Source organism: Rhodococcus sp. 15-2388-1-1a (assembly GCF_002259145.1).
In the GTDB taxonomy this organism is placed as follows: domain Bacteria; phylum Actinomycetota; class Actinomycetes; order Mycobacteriales; family Mycobacteriaceae; genus Rhodococcoides.
On the sequence record NZ_NPFP01000040.1, the window covers coordinates 91942 to 111750 of the forward strand.

The window sequence follows — 19809 nt, forward strand, 5'->3', positions numbered from 1 at the left end:
TCGACTAGGCGAAATCGACGACCGACACTTCTCCCCCGCGTTCTTTCGCGTCGTACATGGCGGCATCGGCTCGGTGCAGTAGTTCGTCGAGACGAAGCCGGCGGTCGGTGGTCGGCGTCCAGGCGATTCCGATACTCGTACTGATGCCGATGCCATCGAGGTCGAACGACCTCAACACCGAGCAGCCCGAGACGAAAGTGTCGAGCTCGTCGCGATCCGCGGGGAAGACGACTGCCACGAACTCGTCCCCACCGAGGCGTGCGGCCACGTCCGTCGGTCCGATCGCCGTCCTGAGCCGGTCGGCGACCGACCGTAGGGCCGCGTCGCCCAGGCTGTGTCCACCACGGTCGTTGAGCAGTTTGAACCGGTCGACGTCGATCACCGCCACTCCGATCAGGGGTGGCGTGGGAGTTTCGGCAAGTCTCTCGTCGACAGCCGAGTACATGCCTCGTCGATTGAGCAGTCGGGTCAGCGGGTCGAGGCGCGCGTGGACGGCGGTCGCGCGTATCGATCGTCGAGCGGTCTCGAGGATCGCCTGGATCACCAGCGGAAGGACCACAACCGAAGACAGCGCAGGGGCGAAGTAGATGTAGAGATCGAAAACGCCCACATCTTCGGTCTGCACGCCCCAGACCGTGAAGCCTGCGATAACGACGCCGGCGAAAGCACAGTGCGCCGCCAAGATGCGCCAACCCAGTAGAAATGCGATGAACACGCCGACCAAACCCATGTGGATGGTGGCGCACAACCGAGCGGGAGACCCCGTGGTCAGTGCGGCGGCCACGACTACGCTGACGTCCGCCCATGCGACGAATGCGATGGCAGCGCGGTAGCCAGGCCACGGCCGCAGGAACCACCACGCCCCCACCACCGCTGCAGACGCCATCACTGCGCCGTGGACCGACCGCGCCAGGAGTCCCTCGGGCCCGAGCGGATGCACTTGCACGATGACACCGAGAATCACCATGGACATGCACAGCGCACAGATCGCATATCTGAGCACTCGCAGCTGGCCGGTCGATTCCAGCGCGCGGGTAGCGAAAGCGAACTCGGCTTCTCCGACACCGCGACGGCTCTGCTCAGGCATCGGATTCGATCGCCTTCCGTCGGCGTGCGAGCGGCCCGAGTCTAGGACGTGCCGCGCTGTGCGGCAATGGTAAGCCACGGAGTTCTCGAAAGATTCGAAACAACGGCCGTGGAAGCGGAGCTACCCGAGGGTGTCGTAGTGGTGCGACCAGGGCGCTGCTCGTTCCCACTGACCCGCGAGTTGAACGAGCAACCCCTCGCCGCCGAGCGGAGCGGTGAAGTGTGCACCCATCGGAAGACCGCTCGGCGTCCAGTACCCGGGTAGCGACAGCGCGGGACGCCCTGTGACGTTGGCCAATTGGGTGTACGGAATCCACGAGATGTTGTCGTCGATCATCTGATCGACGATGCCGGTGTGCCGAAGCAAGCCAGCGGTTCTACTGCGCAACAACAAGTCCGACGCAAATTCCAGCGGCTTCGCAAGGTCGAATGCGCCCACTTTCGGCGGTAGTTCCGCAACGGTGGGCGTCAACAGCAGGTCATAGGTCTCGAAGTAGGTGGCGAGTGCCCGTACGTGCACGTGGCGACCTTCCACCGCCTGGAGGTAGTCGACGCCTCCTGCGGATCTCCCCAGAGCCGCCATGATCCGCGTATCGCGCTCGAAAGAGTCGTCACCGCAACCGGTTCGACGCTTGACCTCATCCAACTCGTAGGCCAGGTAGGTGAACCACGCCAACAGGAATTCTCGGTTCAGGCTCGCGTCGTCGTACGGCGGGGCGTCGAGAAGTTCGACGGTGTGGCCCAGGTCGGTCAGGGTTTTCGCAGCCGATTCCATCGCGGCAACGGCCTGCGGATCCGGCGTCGGATTCACCGACGTCACCGCGTACATACCTATCCGTAAAGGCTTCGGGTCCTTGCTCGTCAGAGACAGGAAGCTGCCCTCCGGACGGGCCGGCAGGTAGCCGGACGTCGCCTCCCCGCCTGCCAGCACGTCGAGCATCGCGGCGGTGTCGCGTACCGATCTGGACACCACTCCGTTCACGGCTGCTCCATGCATCGCCTCGCCGAAGGTGGGACCCGACGGCACCAGCCCACGGCCGGGCTTGAGTCCGACGAGTCCACAGCACGACGACGGAATGCGAATGGAACCCCCGCCGTCGCTCGCCCCTGCCACCGCGGCGATGCCGGCAGCGACCGCGGCGGCCGACCCGCCCGAGGAACCACCGGGAGTTCTGCTGTGATCCCACGGATTTCGCGCCGGACCGAACACCGTCGGCTCGGTGATTCCCTTCGCGCCGAACTCCGGGGTGTTGGTCTTGCCGAAGATGACGAGGCCGGCATCGAGCCAGCGCTGCACCACAGTCGAGTGCTCGGGCATCGGCAGATCCCGCAACGCACGAGATCCACTCGCAGTGGGCAACCCGGCATAGTCCTGCGAGAGATCCTTGATCAGAAACGGTACGCCCGCGAACGGACCCTCGAGCGTTCCTGTCACCTGCTCGTTCGCCTGCTCCGACATGAGTCGCACGATGGAATTGAGCGATGGATCGACCGATTCGGCCTGCGCCAGAGCACAATCGAGCAATTGCCGGGGCGTCACCTCGCCGTCGGCCACCAGTTTCGCCAGGCCGAGACCGTCGTGCTGTCGATACTCGTCGATGCGCATGAAGTCAGCCTAGCGACGGGCGACCCTTCTGTACGCCGAACGGTTTGCCTACAGACATTAGGCAAATGTATGGTGCCTATAGGTGCGAGAGCGCCTCGGGTGCACATCCGCCCGGCCCGGTACCGACAGATCGCGACACACATGCTCACCACCGACATCTCCGACGCGATCCTCCGCGGCGCAGCCGAGCTGGAACGCACTCCCAGAGGCATTCTCCCGCATCGTCTTCCACTCGATACTCGCACGCGCTACACCGACCCGCAGCTGGCGATGGCCGAGTCTCAACCGTCCGGAGTTCGGTTGGTCTTCACCACCGCTGCCACCACCATCGAGATCGATGCCGTGGCCACGCGGCGCGCGTTCGTCGGCCTACCCCCGCGACCGGCCGGTGTGTTCGACCTGCGGGTGGACGGTGTGCTCACCGAGCGGGTCCCGACCACGGGTGGCGTCACCACGACCATCGACATGACAACCGGAACGGTCACCGATCGGGTCGAGACCAGCGGCGTCATCCGGTTCTCGGAGTTGCCCGAGACCGACAAGCTGGTCGAGATCTGGTTGCCGCACAACGAGACCATCGAACTGATCGCCCTACGAACCGACGCGCCTCTGTCGCCCGTCGTCGACGAGCGACCGGTCTGGATCAGTTACGGCAGTTCGATCGGTCAGGGATCCAACGCGGTCGGTCCGAGCACCACCTGGACGGCACTGGCCGCTGCCGCCACCGGTGTACAGGCGAGAAATCTGGGCTTCGGCGGGTCCGCACTGCTCGACCCGTTCGTCGCCAGAACCATTCGCGATACGCCCACCGATCTCATCAGCCTCGAGATCGGCATCAACCTGGTCAACTCCGACGTGATGCGGCTGCGCGCCTTCACCTCCGCGGTACACGGATTTCTCGACACGATCCGTGACGGCCACCCCGACACCCCGCTGCTCGTGATCTCCGCGCTTCTGTGCCCCATCCACGAGAACACACCGGGGCCAGGAGCTTTCGACCCCGCTGCATTGGCATCGAGCACGGTCGAGTTCATGGCCACGGGCGATCCCGCCGAGGTTCGGGCCGGAAAACTCACGCTGACCGTGATCCGCGACGAACTCGCCCGCATCGTGGCCGACCGCGCCGCAGAGGATCCTCACCTGCACTACCTGAACGGACTGGACCTGTACGGACACAATGATTCCGAGGAGCATCCGTTGCCGGACAACCTTCACCCCGACCAGGCGACACACGAACTGATTGCCCGACGCTTCGTAGCGAACGGTTTCCTGGCTCCCTCACACCGCCGAAATGTCCGACGGGTGCTGGGCCAGCGGACTCACGTCGATGCTCATGTACGGGAACAGCGGTAGATTCCACAGGATCTCGTGAAGTCGCTCGCTGTCTCGAACGTCGAAGATACTCAGATTCGAGTACTGGCCCACCAGTCTCCAGATGCTCACCCATTCGCCGTCGCGCTGCAACTGCTGCGAGTAGGCCTTCTCCCGTGCGAGAGTGTCGGTTCGCACATCCGGGTCCAGATTCTGCGGAAGTGCGACGTCCATCTTCACTGCAAAAAGCATGCCGCTCAGGCCTTGTCGAGAACGAAGTCGTACGTGACTTCCTGTCCGCCGTCGACGTCACGCGGGTCGAGAATGAGCTCGGGCTTGACCGCACTCGCGACGTCGTCGTCGTTGTGGGCGTCACCGGGGAAATAGAGTTGGGTGGTGATCTGCTGGTGGCCCGCTGCCGCGACCTTGAGGTGAAGGTGCGCCGGACGCCACGGGTGCCAACCGGCCGCAGAGATCAGATTTCCACACGCTCCGTCGGTCGGAATCTGGTACGGCGCCGGCTTCATGGTGTGAATCCAGAACTGCCCCTGATCATCTGCAGTAACCGTGCCGCGCAGGTTCCACTCCGGGATGCCGGGTGCGAACTGAGAGTAGAAGCCGTCGGAGTCGGCATGCCAGATCTCGATGACGGCGTGCGCCAGCGGTGTGCCGTCCACTGCCTTCACCTGGCCCTGGAACAGCAGCGGGGTGCCTTTCTCCCCGTCGCGGGTGGGCAGGATCGCCGCGGAACCGAGTTCGGGTGCGTCGGGAACGTAGTAGGGACCTTCGATGGTGCCCTTGCTGCCCTCGCGCGACTCTCCGGCCACCTCCTCGACGACGTGTTCCACCCATACGTCGAGGAACAGCGGCCACTCTCCGGTCTGACCGACGTTGATCAGCCATGCCTTGAGGGCGTTGTACTCGTCGTAGGTGACCTTGTGTTCGCGGACCGTGTCGTGGATTGCCGAAATCACCTGACGGGCGAGCAGACTCACGCGTTCGGGCGGGGTGTCGGCAGCGGCCTGCTTGTCGGAGGTGAAGCGCTGGGTGGCGTTCGCACCCGACGCGGCAGCTGTTGCCACCTCGGCGGGGAGGTCTGTCGTTGCTGCATGGTCGATGCTCATGGTGAACTCCTTGTGTCTGGTACGTGTTGTCGGAGGCTGAAAATCACTGGTCGGTGCGGTATTTCGCGAGTTTGTCCGGGTCGATGCGTACGCCGAGCCCCGATCCCGGCAGGACACCGAGCGCGCCGTCGCGAATCTCGAGACTCTCGGTGAGCAGGTCGTCGCTCATGTCGAGGAAGTTGGACAGCTCGCCTGCTCGACGCGATGTCAGGTCGAACGCCGCGCCGAAGGCAACCGTGCAGGCCGTGCCGAGCTGTCCGTCGATCTGGTTCCCCATCACCACGTCGATGCCGAGGCCCTCGCACAGGTGGTGGGTTCGCTGCGACGTGGTGAATCCGGTGCGGGCGGTCTTGATGCTCACCGCGGTCGCCGATCCGCCGAGAATTTCGCGGGTGACCTCGGCCGGGGTGGTTGCGGATTCGTCTGCCACGAACGGGATGTCGAGTTGCTGGACGAGCCAGCGGCGGCCGAGGACGTCGTCGGCCGGGCACAGTTCCTCGGCGAGAGTGAGCCCCAGATCCGACATCTCTTTCATGGCACGCGCCGATTCGGCGGCGGTCCAGCCTCGATTGCCGTCCACGTAGAGTTCGACGCCGTCGCCCAGTCCTTCTCGCAGAGCACGTACGACTGCTGTGTCGAGGTCGACGGGCCGACGGCCGACCTTGACCTTGAAGACCTCGATTCCGTATGTCTCCCGCATCCTGGTGGCTTCGTCGACCATCGCAGCCGGGGTATCGAACCCGAGCATGTGGCTCACTCGCATCCGGTCGGTGTATCCGCCGAGCAGTTCGGTGACGGGTAGGTCCAGGGTCTGCCCCAGGGCGTCCCAGATCGCCATGTCCACTGCCGATTTGGCCACCGGATTGCCCACGGTACGAGCCAGTCTCGCATGCACCACCTCGCGCTCGACGAGGGTGAGGCCGACGATCGCCGGAGCGAAGATGGTCTCGATCACCGCAGCCACTCCCCGCTGGGTCTCGCCGTAGGTGAACGGCCGGGGCGGAGCGTCTGCGATACCGACGACCCCGTCGTCGGTATGTACCCGAACGAGTACGTGCTCGGCCGCAGAGACCTCACCGCTAGCGAACCTCAGCGGCTTTCGGTACGGAATCGAGTATGGAATCGATTCGACTGCAACGATTTTCATGACATGCCCTTCGGCTGTGCAGACGGTACGGATGATTCGAGTCGAGGGAGCACGCCCGCGTCCTCCAGCGCACCGACAAGGGCATCGACGAGGGCCGACGGCCGGTCTCTGCACCAGGCCAACGCCAGATCGATGGTGCTTGCGCCGGCGATGTCGCGGAACACGACGCCGTTCAACTGCAGGGCGCGGACGGATTCGGGAACCAACGCAACGCCCAATCCGGCGGCGACGAGCGCGAGCAGCACCGAGGTGTCCGGGGCCTCGTGCTCGCGCCTGGGACTGAAGCCTGCGGCGCGACAACTCGTCACCACGGCTTCGTTGACCACAGAATGTGTGTCGGCGTACATGACGAAGTCCTCGTACGCGAGATCGGCGACGTCGAGCGCCGGTTCGGAGGAGAACCGGTGATCGACGGGCAACGCGAGCACCAAGGATTCCGTGGTGATCTTCCGTAACACCAGATCGTCACCCGCAACAGGTGGCCGCAGCACCGCGACGTCCAGCTGTTCCGAGCGCAGACCGTCCACCTGCGCGGGGGTGAGTAGGTCCCCGTGGATCTCCAGCGCGATACCGGGCAGTCTCTGCTTGATCGCACGCGCGATCGGCGGCAATTGATCGAAGGCCGCAGTACCGGTGAAGCCGATACGTACCAGTCCGTATCGGCCGTCGGCGATCCGTCGTACTCCCCGCGCACTCTGCTCCAGGTTGTCCAGGTTGCGCAGTGTCTCTCGATAGAAGAACTCCCCCGCCGGAGTCAGGCTCACCTGGCGTGTCGTTCTGGCCAGCAGCGTCACACCCAGCTCGGCCTCCAACTGCCGAACCGATTGCGACAACGCCGGCTGAGCCAGGTGCAGCCGCGTGGCGGCTTGTCCGAAGTGCCGAGTCTCGGCCACGGCCACGAAGTGGTACAGGTGCCGAAGTTCCATGACCGAGCCTTTCTGTACGGGGTGGGTGACTCTGACCACAGTAGGGATGGAATCCATCGTTGACAAAGACCTATTTTGCGTCGATTGATAAGCAACAGCGATTAATAGCCACCCAGGTTGGGCCTAGGCAAAGCCCTGGTGTGACGGCGGCCACTCCCTGACACAGTCGCTTGTAATCGAACTCGAAGCGCCTGGAGGAACCCGACATGACCGACATGCTTGATCACGTACAGAACACGATCGACAGAGCGGTGATCGACGATGTCGCAGCAGGCATCTACCGCGCCAACCGAAGCATCTTCACCGACGAGGAGGTCTTCGAGCTCGAGATGAAGCACATCTTCGAGGGCAATTGGATCTACCTCGCCCACGAAAGTCAGCTCCCCAACAACGGCGATTACTTCACGGTGCACATGGGTCGACAGCCCGTTGTCATCACCCGTGACAAGGACGGCGAGCTGCATTGCCTCATCAACGCCTGCGCTCATCGCGGTGCGATGTTGTGCCGACGCAAGACGGACAACCGCACCACGCTCACCTGCCCCTTCCACGGCTGGACGTTCCGAAACGACGGCACGCTGCTCAAGGTCAAGGATCCCGACGGTGCCGGCTACCCAGACACATTCGACGTCGACGGCTCGCACAACCTCACCAAGGTCCCTCGCTTCGAGAGCTACCGTGGTTTCCTCTTCGCGAGCCTGAACGACGATGTCTCGACCCTCGCCGAGCATCTCGGTGACACGACGAAGGTCATCGACATGCTCGTCGACCAGTCTCCCGAGGGTCTGGAGGTTCTGCGGGGATCCTCGTCGTACACCTTCGACGGAAACTGGAAGGTGCAGGCGGAGAACGGTGCCGACGGTTATCACGTCAGTGCCGTGCACTGGAACTACGCCGCGACCACCTCGCGCCGCAACAACGGCGAATCGAAGAACACCACCAAGGCGCTCGACGCAGGTGGCTGGGGCAAGTCCGGCGGCGGCTACTGGTCCTACCCCAACGGCCATCTCTGCCTGTGGACCTGGGCGGCCAACCCTCAGGACCGCCCGCTGTGGGACCAGATGGACTCGCTGAAGGAGAAGTTCGGCGACGCCAAGGGCGAATTCATGGTGAAGGGTTCACGCAACCTGTGCCTGTACCCGAACGTCTACCTGATGGATCAGTTCAGCACGCAGATCCGGCACTTCCGGCCGATCGCGCCCAACAAGACCGAGGTCACCATCTACTGCATCGCACCCAAGGGTGAGAGCAAAGAGGCTCGCGCACATCGCATCCGGCAGTACGAGGATTTCTTCAACGCCTCCGGCATGGCGACACCCGACGACCTGGAGGAGTTCCGCTCGTGCCAGCTGACGTTCCAGGCGACCAATGCGCCGTGGAACGACATGAGCCGCGGCGCGGAGCACTGGCTCACCGGACCCGATCCGGTGGCCGAGGCACTCGATATGCCCGGTGTCATCTCGGCGGGTGTCAAGAACGAAGACGAGGGCCTGTTCCCCGTTCAACACGGCTACTGGCGCAGGACCCTGCTCGCTGCCCTCGACAAGCAGCGTGCAGCCGACTCCGCACCCGCTGCAGCACAGGAGGTCTGACATGACTGCCACCGTCGACAACACCGACAGCCGGCAGACCGCCCCGGCTCGGCTGATCACCCAGTCCTCCATCGAGCAGTTCCTCTACCGCGAGGCGCGCTACCTCGACGATCGCGAGTTCGAGAAGTGGCTCACGTGCTACGCGGACGACGTCGAATACTGGATGCCCTGCTGGGACGACAACGACCTGCTCACCGAGGATCCTCAGACCGACATCTCGCTGATCTACTACGAGAACAAGGGTGGCCTGGAAGACCGCGTGTTCCGCATCCGTACCGAACGTTCCAGTGCCACATCGATACCCGAGCCGCGGACCAGTCACAACATCAGCAACGTCGAGGTCATCGAACGTCGAGGAGATATCGTCGACGTCCGATTCAACTGGCACACCATGTATTTCCGGTACAAGACCATCGATCCGTATTACGGAACCTCGTTCTACACGATCGACTTCTCCGGCGACTCGCCACTCATTCGGCGCAAGACCGTGGTGCTGAAGAACGACTACATCCACCACGTCGTCGACATCTATCACTTCTGATCGACCTGCCGTAATCCCGAGGAGTTCCATCGTGAGTCATTCCGTCGCACTGTCCTTCGAGGACGGCGTCACCCGCTTCATCACGTGCGAGGACGAACAGACCGTCGCCGACGCCGCGTACCGCTCGCGGATCAACATCCCTCTCGACTGCCGGGACGGCGCGTGCGGAACCTGCAAGGCTCTGTGCGAATCGGGTGAGTACGACGGCGGTACCTACCTCGACGACGCGCTCTCGCAGTCGGAATCGGACGAGGGCTACTGCCTGCCCTGCAGCATGAAGCCCACGTCCGATCTGGTGCTGCAGATCGCCAGCACCTCGGCGGTGGCGAAAACCCAAGCGGCAAGCCATGACACGGTCGTGACCGCCGTGGAGAAACTCACTCCCACGACGGTCAGGCTCGCTGTCGAGGCACCGGCAGGTGGCACGCTCGCCTTCCTTCCCGGCCAGTACGTCAACATCACCGTCCCCGGCTCCGAGGAAACCCGGTCCTACTCCTTCAGCTGCGTCTCAGGATCGGACGAGTTGGAATTCCTGGTCAAGCTCACCCCGGGCGGACTGATGTCCACCTACCTGAGCGACACGGCGGCCGTGGGCGACAAGATCTCGTTCACCGGCCCACACGGTAGCTTCTTTCTGCGCGAGGCCCAGCGACCTGCACTGCTGCTGGCCGGCGGCACCGGGTTGGCTCCGATCCTGTCGATACTGCGCACCATGGCGGCCGAATCCAGCACTCGTTCCGTGCATCTCGTGTACGGCGTCGGCACCGACGACGACGTCGTCCAGCTGGACGAGCTCGCTGGCCTGGCCTCGACATTGGACGCATTCACGTGGGATCACTGTGTCTCGGACCCCTCGACCACCGCTGCGAACAAGGGGTACGTCACTACCCTGTTGAACGACGCACACCTCAACGGCGGGGATGTCGCGGTCTACCTGTGCGGTCCGCCTCCCATGGTCGAGGCCGTCAGAACGCATTTCACCGAGGCCGGAATCGAACCGACCGGCTTCTACTACGAGAAGTTCGCGCCGTCCTCGGCAGCTGCGAAGGAGAGTCTCGACGACGACACCGATTCTGCGACAGAGGTTCTGGCGAACGACGACCGGACATCGACCATCGATGCGGCAGTCGCCACGGCCGATGCCGACGTCGTTCCTGCGGCGTCGGCGGATCTCGAACCCGCTCTCGATGGCAGGAGCATCTTCGGACGAGCGGTGTTCGGAAGTCGCGTAAAGGAACCCCTGCACAAGCGGGACACGGGCTTCTCTGCGTCCGACGAGGCGGAAACCATGCGTGCGATCGCAGGTCAGCGCGTCGCCGTGGTCGGCTCGACGGCCGACCGGGGCGGGTTGGACGAGAGCTCCGATCTGCTCCTGACATCGGAGGCACACTCCGTTGCAGCGCAACGCATCTGGTCCTCACGAGATATCCAGCCGCTCGTCGTGCGGAGTTCCGAAGCTCCCCCGGTGTCTGCTTCGAGTTCGGGGTACGAGATCGGCGAGGAACATCCCTCCGTGCACGAGTCGGACGCGGTGTTCGAGGCCAGGCGCGCCCTCGAACTCGGTGCCCTCGAACTCGTGATCGGGCGACTGTCCTCGCAGCAGATCTCCGGATACCGGCTGTTGGCCGAGACCACCACCCGCTACGTCGACGGCGATCGGTTCGTCGATGCCGCCGCGTACACCGAGACCAATGCCGCTTTTCACGATTACCTCTTCACCCAGACGGGCAACGAGCATCTGCTGCAGGCCTATCGGGCCCTCGGGGTCAAGGCTGCGATGGAGGAGGTGCTGCGCAACGCGACCTGGTGTGATCCGCTGTGCGCCCAAGATCACCTCGACATCGTCGACGCGTTCGAGGCCGGGGACCGTGAGCGCGCACGAACGCTGATCGCCGATCACGCCGACCGCTCGAAAGCGACGATGAAACGCGCCATGCACGAATCCCGGTCGAACAAGCGCCCCAGGTTCGTCAGCCCTGGTCGGTTCGCAGGCAAGGTCGTGCTGATCACCGGCGCGGCCCAGGGCATCGGCGAATGCGTCGCCCGGCGCATCGGAGCCGAAGGCGGATCATTGATCCTGGCCGACCGGTCCGAGTTGGTCGAATCGCTCACCGAGGAGTTTCGGCACGACGGTGTCGAGGCCACACCCGTTATCGCCGACCTCGAAACCTGGGAGGGCGCGTCATCGGTGGTCGACGCCGCACTCGCGGTACATGGACGCGTCGACGTGTCCATTCACGTCGTCGGCGGCACCATCTGGGCCAAACCGTTCGCCGAATACCCGCCCGAACAGATCGAGAAGGAGATCTCCCGGTCACTGTTCCCGACGCTGTGGTCCTGCCGCGCCGTGATCCCGCACATGATCGAACGCGGCGGCGGCACCATCGTCAATGTCTCCTCGGTCGCCACCCGCGGCATCCACCGGGTCCCCTACGCCGCAGCGAAGGGCGGCGTCAACGCGATCACCGCCACGCTCGCCCTCGAAGCAGCGCCGCACGGTGTTCGAGTGGTTGCCACCGCCCCCGGGGGTACCGACGCACCGGCGCGACGAGTCGCCCGTGGCCCTGCGCCCTCGACCGAGCAGGAAAAGAATTGGTACCAGGCCATCGTCGATCAGACCGTGGAGTCCTCACTGCTCAAGCGCTACGGAACACTCGACGAGCAAGCCGCAGCAATCTGCTTCCTCGCCTCCGACGAGGCGTCGTACATCACCGGCACCGTGCTCCCGGTGGCCGGCGGCGACCCGGGCTGAGTGATGACCGTGTTGGCTCGATCGCCGGACGCACTCTTCCGCCGCGGATACGGTGACGTCATGTCCCCCTCACCGTTGATCGGCCGCGGTGAACTGCTGGACGTCCTGGTTCGGGCGGTCGACGCCTCCGCGACGGCATCGGCTTTTGTGGTGCTGAACGGCCCGGCGGGCATCGGCGCATCGTCGATTCTGCGCGAGCTGGAGCGGACAGTCGACGCCGAAGTGCAGCGCACCGGTGCGGTGCCGTGGGAAGCACAGCTCCCGTTCGGCCTCGTCACCCAACTCGTACCCGGAAGCCGTGCCGACAGTTCCGACGCGGTCGAGTGGGGCAATCGAATCGCCGACGCGTTGCCTCCGGATCGTCCGACACTTCTGTTGATCGACGATGCGCACGACGCCGACGCGGACTCGCTCCGTGCGCTCGCCTCCGCGGTCCGACACCACCGAGCAGCGGGCCTGGCGGTGGTGTGTACCCGAAAACCACTGCCCCAGGGCAACATCGAGGCCCATCGGGTTCTCGATCGCGCCGCCGACCTCTCGTTGGCCGTACCGGCAATGACGGTGTCGGCCGTTGCCGAACTCGCCGCATTGCAGGGGATCATCCTGTCACCGTCCTCGACTGCTCACCTGACACGTCACACCGGTGGACGTCCTCGACACGTCTTGGCGCTGCTGGACGAGGTGCCGCGCGAGAGCTGGAAGGGTGTTCGACCCGACCTACCTGCGCCCGCCTTCGTCGAGGCAGACGTTCGGACCACTCTCGCTCTCTGCACGGACGAAGCTCGACGTCTGGTGTCGGCCGTCGCCGTTCTCGAAGACGGCCGACCGTTGACCACGGTGTGCGAGGTCGCCGGCATCGACGATCCCTGGCCTGCTGTCGATCTCGCAGAACAGTTCGCACTGGTGACCGTTCGACGCAGCTCCGCGGCGACCATCCTCGAGGTTCACGATCCAGCGGTCCGAGCCGCGGTGCTCGCGACGATGAGCAGAGTCGAGCGCGCGCAGGTACATCGAGCTGCCGCCGCAGCCGAGGCCGACCCGGCCGATCGGCTGGCGCACCTGGTCGAAGCGTCGCCACTACCCGATCCGCTGCTGTCGGACCGCTTGGACGCCCTGGCCGCGACCCGTGCCGGGATAGGCGAATGGGCAACGGCAGCACGCCTTTACCTGCTGTCGAGTAGGTCCACCCAGGAACCGCACGCACGCGAGGATCGTCTGGTTCGCGCGGTGGATGCACTGATCGGTGCCGGGGACATGCGCACTGCCTCGGATTACCTCGCCGAGATCGAAAGCCTGCGCGAGACCCCGACTCGCAATGCCGTTCTCGGCTATCTGGCAATACTGCGCGGCCGCCCCAACGAGGCCGAAGCTCGACTCACCCGGGCCTGGCAGCTGGTACGGACGCGGCACGAACCCGAGGTCGCTGCCGTCATCTGCCATCGGCAGGTACTGCACAATCTGGCGCGCTGCGACGGTGCCAACCTCGTGCTGTGGGCCGATCGCGCAGTCGAACTCGTCGGAGCCGACCACGCAACAGCGGTGGAGGCGCAGTCCATTCGTGGTCTCGGCCTGGCGGGCACCGGCCGGGTCGCCGAAGCACTGAGCAGCTATCGGGACCTGTGGGGCCACGCGAGCACCGGGGCCGTCGGACAACGGGTGCAGATGGGCGCAGGCTGGCTGCACTTCGCGACGGACCACATCGATCTCGCACGCTCCGAACTCGAAGCCGCAGCACCGACCGACTTTCTCGGTGGTTCGACCCGAATCTCGTTGTGGGCACACGGTTGGCTGGCGCGCACCTACTTCGTCACCGGCGAGTGGGATGCGGCCCTGCGGTTGGTCGCAGCGGGTTCCGACCTGGCCGACCGTTCCGGAGCCGCATTGATCGTTCCTCTGCTCCAGTGGACCGCCTCGCAGATCCACGCACTCCGCGGAGACTGGGAGGCCGCTGCGACCAGCGCACACCGCGGCGATTCCGGCGCTCGTGACTACGAGATCATGCGCGTGCCAGCGGCTCTCGGCCGAGCCGCCATCGCGGAGGCGCAAGCCGACTACGCCGGAGTTCTCCGCGCCCTTGCCCCGTTGACCGAGCAGTGGGCTCACGCCGATGTGTCCGAGCCCGGTTTCTGGGCGTGGCCCGACGTGTACGCCAATGCGCTGATAGTCGAGGGCCGACTGGAGCAGGCCGACGAATTCTTGATTCCGCACGAGGCGAGAGTGCGCGATCGTGGTCATCGCTCGGCACACGCGCGCCTGGCGTGCGCTCGTGGCCGGCTGCACGGCGCGATGGGCGATCTCGACTCTGCCCGAGCATCGTTCGAGGATGCACTCGCCTCGTTGGCACCGCTGCCCCTGACGTACGACCGCGCGCGAGTCAACTACGCCTACGGGCAGACACTGCGCAGGGCCGGCAAGAGGCGCGAGGCCGATGCCGTCGTCAGCGCGGCACGCGAGGGTTATCTCGCACTGGGTGCCACCACGTACGTTCGACGGTGCGACCGTGAACTCAAAGCGGGTGGCGTGCATGCTGTTCTGAAGAACCGCGCACACGATGCTCTGACCCCACAGGAAGACGCTGTCTCCGGCCTGGTCGCCACAGGAATGACCAATCGTGAGGTAGCAGCCGAGTTGTTCCTGTCGGTCAAGACCGTTCAGTTTCACCTGACCAGGGTGTACGCCAAGATGGGCATCCGTTCCAGGGCCGAATTGGCCGCTGCCCGTTCGACCGACGAATCCTCGACAACATGATTGGAGCACAACAAGTTTCGCAATGTCGAGGTAAGCACTAGGCAAAGCCCTGGTGTGACACGGCACACAGTTTGCGACAGTTGTCTCACCCGCTCGGCCGTCAGCGCCGATTCAGCTTCCCTGCGGTACTCCCTGACCGAAAAGGATCCCCGATGACTGCACCGGACTCCACCGCCACCACCAGTTGGGCCAGCGACCGACACCGCCGAAGCGTGCTGTGGATCGTCGCACTGTCCACTGCAGCAATTGTTTTCGACGGCTACGACCTCGTCGTCTACGGCACCGTACTGCCGACTCTGCTCGCCGATTCCGCCCAGCTGGGCGCGCTGGATCCGGAAACCGCAGGCGCACTCGGCTCCTATGCCTTGATCGGAGTCATGGTCGGGGCACTGACAGCCGGTGCCTTCGGTGATCGGATAGGTCGCCGCAGAACGATGTTGACGTGCATCGTCTGGTTCTCGGTCGGGATGGCGGCAACCGCACTGGCGCAGAACATCACGATGTTCGGCATTCTCCGGTTCCTGACCGGCATCGGAGTCGGCGGACTCGTCGCCACCGTCGGTGCCATGATTGCCGAATTCGCACCGCCCGGACGACGAAACCTGTTCAATGCCATCGTCTACAGCGGCATACCGGCCGGCGGTGTGCTGGCGTCACTGGCCGCGATCACCCTGCAGGATTCGATCGGCTGGCGCGGGCTGTTCTGGATCGGCGCACTCCCGTTGGTCGTACTGCTCCCCCTCGCCCTGCTGCGGATGCCGGAGTCCCCACGGTGGCTCCTGGCACACGGACGCGTCGACGATGCGCAGCAGATCTGCGCTCGGACCGGCATTCCGATGCCCGAGGCCGAGCCTGTCGTCGCCGGCGATCGCGTCGGGTTCGCCGCACTGGCCCGCAAACCACTGCTGCGCCCGACGGCCCTCCTCGGACTGATGAGCTTCTCCGGTCTTCTGCTGACCTACGGCCTCAACACCTGGCTGCCACAGATCATGTCCGAGGCCGGATACAACGCGAAGGGATCACTGTCGTTCCTGTTGGTCCTCAACGGCGGTGCCATCGTCGGCGGTCTGATTGCATCCCGTGTCGCCGACCGGACCGGACCGCAACGCGTCATTGCGGTCACGTTCTGTCTCGCCGCGCTGTCGTTGGTTCTGCTGACGCTGAACTTCCCACTCGGAGTCCTGCTCGTCGCCGTGGCAGGTGCAGGCATCGGTGCCATCGGTACCCAGGTGTTGATCTACGGATTCGTCTCGAACTACTACCCCACCACCGCCCGCGCCGCAGGTGTTGCATGGTGCGCCGGATTCGGGCGTCTCGGCGGCATCCTCGGGCCCCTGCTCGGCGGCATCTTGCTCGGTGCCGGCATCGCGTCGTCCACGGCGTTCTACATCTTTGCGGTCGTGGCCGTGCTCGGAGCTCTCGTCACCACCGCCGTTCCCGCTGTTCGGTCCCTGCGCCGATCCGATCCACAACCGAGCGAGCCAGTGAAAGTGGCTGAATGACCGACATTTTCGAGCGTCTCACCTCGAACGAACTGCCCGACCGTCGCCCGCCCGGTCTGCGTGCTCTGCGCGCCGACTTCGGCGGGCAGTACGTCGGCGCGGGTGCAACCGGTGTTCTGTTCAGCGCGACCGGGCCCGTTGCGGTCATCATCGGTGCCGCGACAGCCGGTTCGCTCACCGCCGCGCAGACGGCGTCATGGGTGTTCGGGGTGTTCGTGCTCAACGGCATCCTGACCGTGGTGGCGAGCTGGGCCTACCGGATGCCGCTGAGCTTCTTCTGGACCATTCCGGGCACCGTTCTGGTCGGTCAGTCGTTGGCCTCGCTGACCTGGCCGGAAGTCGTCGGGGCTTATCTCGCGACCGGGGTTCTCATCATCGTGCTCGGGGCCACCGGCGTCGTCTCGAAGCTGATGGCGTTTCTACCGCACAGCGTGGTGATGGCGATGGTGGCCGGCGCATTCCTGTCGTTCGGAACCGGACTCGTGCAGTCTGTTTCGTCCCACGTGCTCGTCGCAGGCAGCATGGTCGCGGCGTGGTTGGCCCTGACGCGATCCGATACGTGGTCGAAACGAATACCCCCGGTGCTCGCGGCATTGGTCGCCGGTCTCGCCGCTCTTGCGGTCACCGGCGGCTATACCCGAGTGAGCGGCCCCGCAACAGAACTACCCCTGATCGGTCTGCCCGAACTCGTTGCGCCCACGTTCAGTGGGGCAGCAATGGCGCAGTTGGTCATACCGCTCGCCATCACCGTGGTCGCAGTACAGAACGGTCAGGGCGCTGCCGTCCTGAACTCTGCGGGCCATCGCCCACCGATGACCGTCCTCACCATCGCCTGCGGCGTCTGGTCACTTCTGGTGGCTCCACTGGGTGCGGTGTCGACATGTCTTGCCGGCCCGACCAACGCGCTGCTCGTTGCCGTCGGCGAACGGTCGCGACAGTACATCGCCGGAATCACTTGCGGCGCTTTGGCCATCGTGGTGGGTGTGCTCGCTCCGCTACTGGTGCGTGGCCTGGCCGTGGTACCCGCAACATTCATCGCCGCACTCGCAGGCCTCGCCATGCTCGAGGCACTGCGCGGTGCATTCACGGCTGCATTCTCCGACCCGACCGGTCGCCCGGTGCTCGCGCCCCTGATCACCCTGCTGGTCACCATCTCCGGCACCGACGTCGGAGGCCTCGGCGCTCCGTTCTGGGGATTGGTCGCCGGTGTCGCGGTCACCTACGTCCTGGATCGTCGCAAGTGAATTTCCCACCGAACTCGAAGTTACGGATGGATTCCGGGCAGATTCCATCCATAACTTCGAGTTCGGCACTCCAGAGGGGTCAGAATCCGATCGGCAATCCGGCGTAGTTCTCGGCCAGTCCCATCGCACCCGCTTCGCTGGAGGCCACCCACTTCAATTGCGAGAGTTGCAGTTGCGCATCGAAGGGGTCGTCGCCGGTATGCAGCATCGTCGTCATCCACCAGGAGAAGTGCGTGCAGCGCCAGACGCGACGAAGGGCGGTGTCGCTGTAGGCATTCGCTTTGTCGGCGTCGCCCTGTTTCAGCAATGCCGCCAATGCAGGCGCGAGCATTGCCACATCCGCCACCGCGAGGTTGAGACCCTTTGCTCCCGTGGGCGGGACGATGTGCGCGGCGTCTCCGGCGAGGAACAGATTCCCGTGTCGCATCGGGGTCTGCACGTAACTACGCATCGGCAGCACACTCTTCTCGGTGATCGGCCCCGGGTTCAGCGTCCACCCGTCCTGGCCGTGACCGAGCCTGGTGGCCAACGCATCCCAGATTCGATCGTCGGACCACGTGTCGATATCGGTTCCGTTGGGCACCTGCAGATACAGTCGGCTCACCGTCGACGATCGCATCGAATGCATCGCGAATCCGTCCTGATGCCAGGCGTAGATCAACTCGTCCGTCGACGGCGCGACGTCGGCGAGAACTCCGAGCCAGGAGTACGGATACACCCGTTCCCAGGTGTTGCGCACCGAATCCGGCATCGCTGCGCGACTCGGCCCGAAGGAACCGTCGCAGCCGGCGATGACGTCGGCGTCGATCCGCATCGGGGTTCCCGACGCGTCTGTGAACGTCACGAACGGTGCGTCGGACTCGACGTCGTGCAACGCGGTATCGGAGACGTCGTAGAAGATCTGCTGGCCGGCCTTCTCGCGCGCGGCGACGAGGTCCTTGGTGACCTCGGTCTGTCCGTACACCCACACGCTTCGATCGACGAGGGTGCGAAAGTCGATGTGGTGCCGCTCTTCCGGCCACTGCAGGTAGATTCCGCGGTGCTCGTGGCCTTCGCGATGCAACCGCTCACCGAGGCCGTGGTCGTCGAGCAACTGGACCGTCGAATGTTCGAGAATGCCGGCGCGAATTCGGGAGAGCACGTATTCCTGTGTGCGCGACTCGATCAGAACGGAGTCGATTCCCTGCTCCCCGAGCAGGTGGGACAGCAGCAGACCCGCGGGCCCTGCACCGATGATGGCGACCTGTGTACGCATGCATCGAGTACACCGCGCGTTCTGGCCGCGAACAAGGCGGAGTTTCCACTCAGTGAAAAGCTGCCTCTCACCCCCGCAGGCTTCGCTCGATTCCTCGGGCGGCAACCTGCAGAGCGGCAACCATTCTGGCTCGATCACGGCCGATGCTCGGTACCACGATGCCCAGCGCAGCCACCACACTCTCGCCCTCGCCGCGGACCGGTACGGCCACCGAACACGCCCCCAACGTCATCTCCTCGACCGTCTGCGCATACCCCTCACGATGCACTCGGCGTAGTTCGACGTCCAACTTCCCCGGATGAGTCACCGTGTACGGGGTGATGCGGGCCAGGTTCCTCAGCACACGATCGTGCACCTCGCGGGGGGCGTAGGCCAACAACACCTTGCCGACTCCGGTCGCATAGAGAGGCAGGCGAGCTCCGACTCGGCTGACCGCTGGCACCGACGCGTGTCCAGCCAACCTGTCGAGATAGAGAACTTCGTCGCCGTCGCGGATGGCCAGATGCACCGTGGCGAGGGTCGCGCCGTAGATGTCGTGCAGAAACGGCGAGGCGATCTCTCGCAGATCGGCTTGATCCCGTGCCAACAATCCCAACGTCCACAGTCGGCGTCCCACCACGTAGCGGCCGTCGTCGCCCCGGACGAGCGCGCCCCAATCGACCAGTTCACGCACCAGACGATGCGCGGTGGCAACGGGCAGATCGGCACCCTCGGCCAGTTCGGTCAGTGTCAGCGCAGGGGACTTCTCGTCGAACACGGCCAGCAACGCCAACAGACGCGAGGCCACAGAGGCCCCGGGATTCCGCACGTTCCCAGCCATCAGCACGACGATAGCGCCACACCACCAACTTCCCGCTCAGGATGGGTTTCGCGCCACCCAGCCGTCGACGGACTCGGGGGTGCGGGGTTCGGGGCCGGTGTAGAGGGCGGCCGGTCGGACGAGCTTGCCCAGGCGCTTCTGTTCCAGGATGTGTG

At 64.8% G+C, this 19809-nt stretch carries 15 protein-coding genes; 7 read left to right on the forward strand and 8 right to left on the reverse strand.

Going from position 1 to position 19809, the window contains the following annotated elements; translation table 11 throughout:
- Positions 1-4 precede the first annotated feature (4 nt).
- The gene (locus CH302_RS22845; RefSeq protein ID WP_052047318.1) at positions 5-1087 is read right to left on the reverse strand and encodes a GGDEF domain-containing protein; all 1083 of its coding nucleotides are present in this window, start codon (positions 1085-1087) and stop codon (positions 5-7) included.
- A gap of 120 nt (positions 1088-1207) precedes the next feature.
- A complete protein-coding gene (locus CH302_RS22850; protein ID WP_037187483.1) occupies positions 1208-2692 on the reverse strand; it encodes an amidase in 1485 nt (494 codons plus the stop codon).
- Between the two features lie 141 nt (positions 2693-2833).
- Between CH302_RS22850 and CH302_RS22855 the strand changes: the two genes are divergently transcribed.
- On the forward strand, positions 2834-4045 hold the full coding sequence (locus CH302_RS22855; protein ID WP_082323472.1) for a GDSL-type esterase/lipase family protein: 1212 nt from the start codon (positions 2834-2836) through the stop codon (positions 4043-4045).
- Here CH302_RS22855 and catC read toward each other — a convergent pair.
- From catC to CH302_RS22875, 4 genes are read right to left on the reverse strand one after another with little or no spacing between them, the layout of a single operon-like run.
- Positions 3971-4255: a muconolactone Delta-isomerase gene (gene catC, locus CH302_RS22860; RefSeq protein ID WP_082323471.1), complete on the reverse strand. Its 285-nt coding sequence runs from the start codon at positions 4253-4255 to the stop codon at positions 3971-3973. The genes CH302_RS22855 and catC overlap by 75 nt on opposite strands.
- Before the next feature lie 5 nt (positions 4256-4260).
- Positions 4261-5127, reverse strand: a complete 867-nt coding sequence (gene catA, locus CH302_RS22865; protein WP_037187479.1) for a catechol 1,2-dioxygenase — start codon at positions 5125-5127, stop codon at positions 4261-4263.
- Positions 5128-5170: 43 nt separating this feature from the next.
- Positions 5171-6274 carry a mandelate racemase/muconate lactonizing enzyme family protein gene (locus tag CH302_RS22870; protein ID WP_037187476.1) on the reverse strand — a complete coding sequence of 368 codons (1104 nt, stop codon included), beginning with the start codon at positions 6272-6274 and terminating at the stop codon, positions 5171-5173.
- Entirely contained in the window at positions 6271-7200 is a 930-nt protein-coding gene (locus tag CH302_RS22875) for a LysR family transcriptional regulator (protein ID WP_037188808.1), read from the reverse strand. Before CH302_RS22875 ends, CH302_RS22870 begins: the two co-directional genes overlap by 4 nt.
- Before the next feature lie 206 nt (positions 7201-7406).
- On the opposite strand from CH302_RS22875, the gene benA reads away from it, so the two are divergent.
- From benA to CH302_RS22905, 6 genes are all read left to right on the forward strand, one after another.
- Complete coding sequence (gene benA / locus CH302_RS22880) at positions 7407-8792, forward strand: benzoate 1,2-dioxygenase large subunit (protein ID WP_037187474.1); 1386 nt, start codon at positions 7407-7409, stop codon at positions 8790-8792.
- A gap of 1 nt (position 8793) precedes the next feature.
- Positions 8794-9333 carry a benzoate 1,2-dioxygenase small subunit gene (benB, locus tag CH302_RS22885; RefSeq protein WP_037187472.1) on the forward strand — a complete coding sequence of 180 codons (540 nt, stop codon included), beginning with the start codon at positions 8794-8796 and terminating at the stop codon, positions 9331-9333.
- 31 nt (positions 9334-9364) lie between these two features.
- Positions 9365-12085 carry a benzoate 1,2-dioxygenase electron transfer component BenC gene (benC, locus tag CH302_RS22890; RefSeq protein ID WP_037187470.1) on the forward strand — a complete coding sequence of 907 codons (2721 nt, stop codon included), beginning with the start codon at positions 9365-9367 and terminating at the stop codon, positions 12083-12085.
- A gap of 60 nt (positions 12086-12145) precedes the next feature.
- Positions 12146-14833 carry a helix-turn-helix domain-containing protein gene (locus CH302_RS22895; RefSeq protein WP_052047415.1) on the forward strand — a complete coding sequence of 896 codons (2688 nt, stop codon included), beginning with the start codon at positions 12146-12148 and terminating at the stop codon, positions 14831-14833.
- A 152-nt stretch (positions 14834-14985) separates the two neighbouring features.
- Complete coding sequence (locus CH302_RS22900) at positions 14986-16335, forward strand: MFS transporter (RefSeq protein ID WP_052047317.1); 1350 nt, start codon at positions 14986-14988, stop codon at positions 16333-16335.
- Complete coding sequence (locus CH302_RS22905; protein WP_037187467.1) at positions 16332-17579, forward strand: benzoate/H(+) symporter BenE family transporter; 1248 nt, start codon at positions 16332-16334, stop codon at positions 17577-17579. The genes CH302_RS22900 and CH302_RS22905 overlap by 4 nt, the downstream gene beginning before the upstream one ends.
- A 79-nt stretch (positions 17580-17658) precedes the next feature.
- On the opposite strand, the gene CH302_RS22910 is transcribed toward CH302_RS22905, so the two are convergent.
- Both CH302_RS22910 and CH302_RS22915 read right to left on the reverse strand, forming a co-directional pair.
- Positions 17659-18834: a 4-hydroxybenzoate 3-monooxygenase gene (locus CH302_RS22910; RefSeq protein WP_037187465.1), complete on the reverse strand. Its 1176-nt coding sequence runs from the start codon at positions 18832-18834 to the stop codon at positions 17659-17661.
- A 67-nt stretch (positions 18835-18901) separates the two neighbouring features.
- Positions 18902-19654, reverse strand: a complete 753-nt coding sequence (locus tag CH302_RS22915; protein ID WP_037188802.1) for an IclR family transcriptional regulator — start codon at positions 19652-19654, stop codon at positions 18902-18904.
- Between the last annotated feature and the right edge of the window lie 155 nt (positions 19655-19809).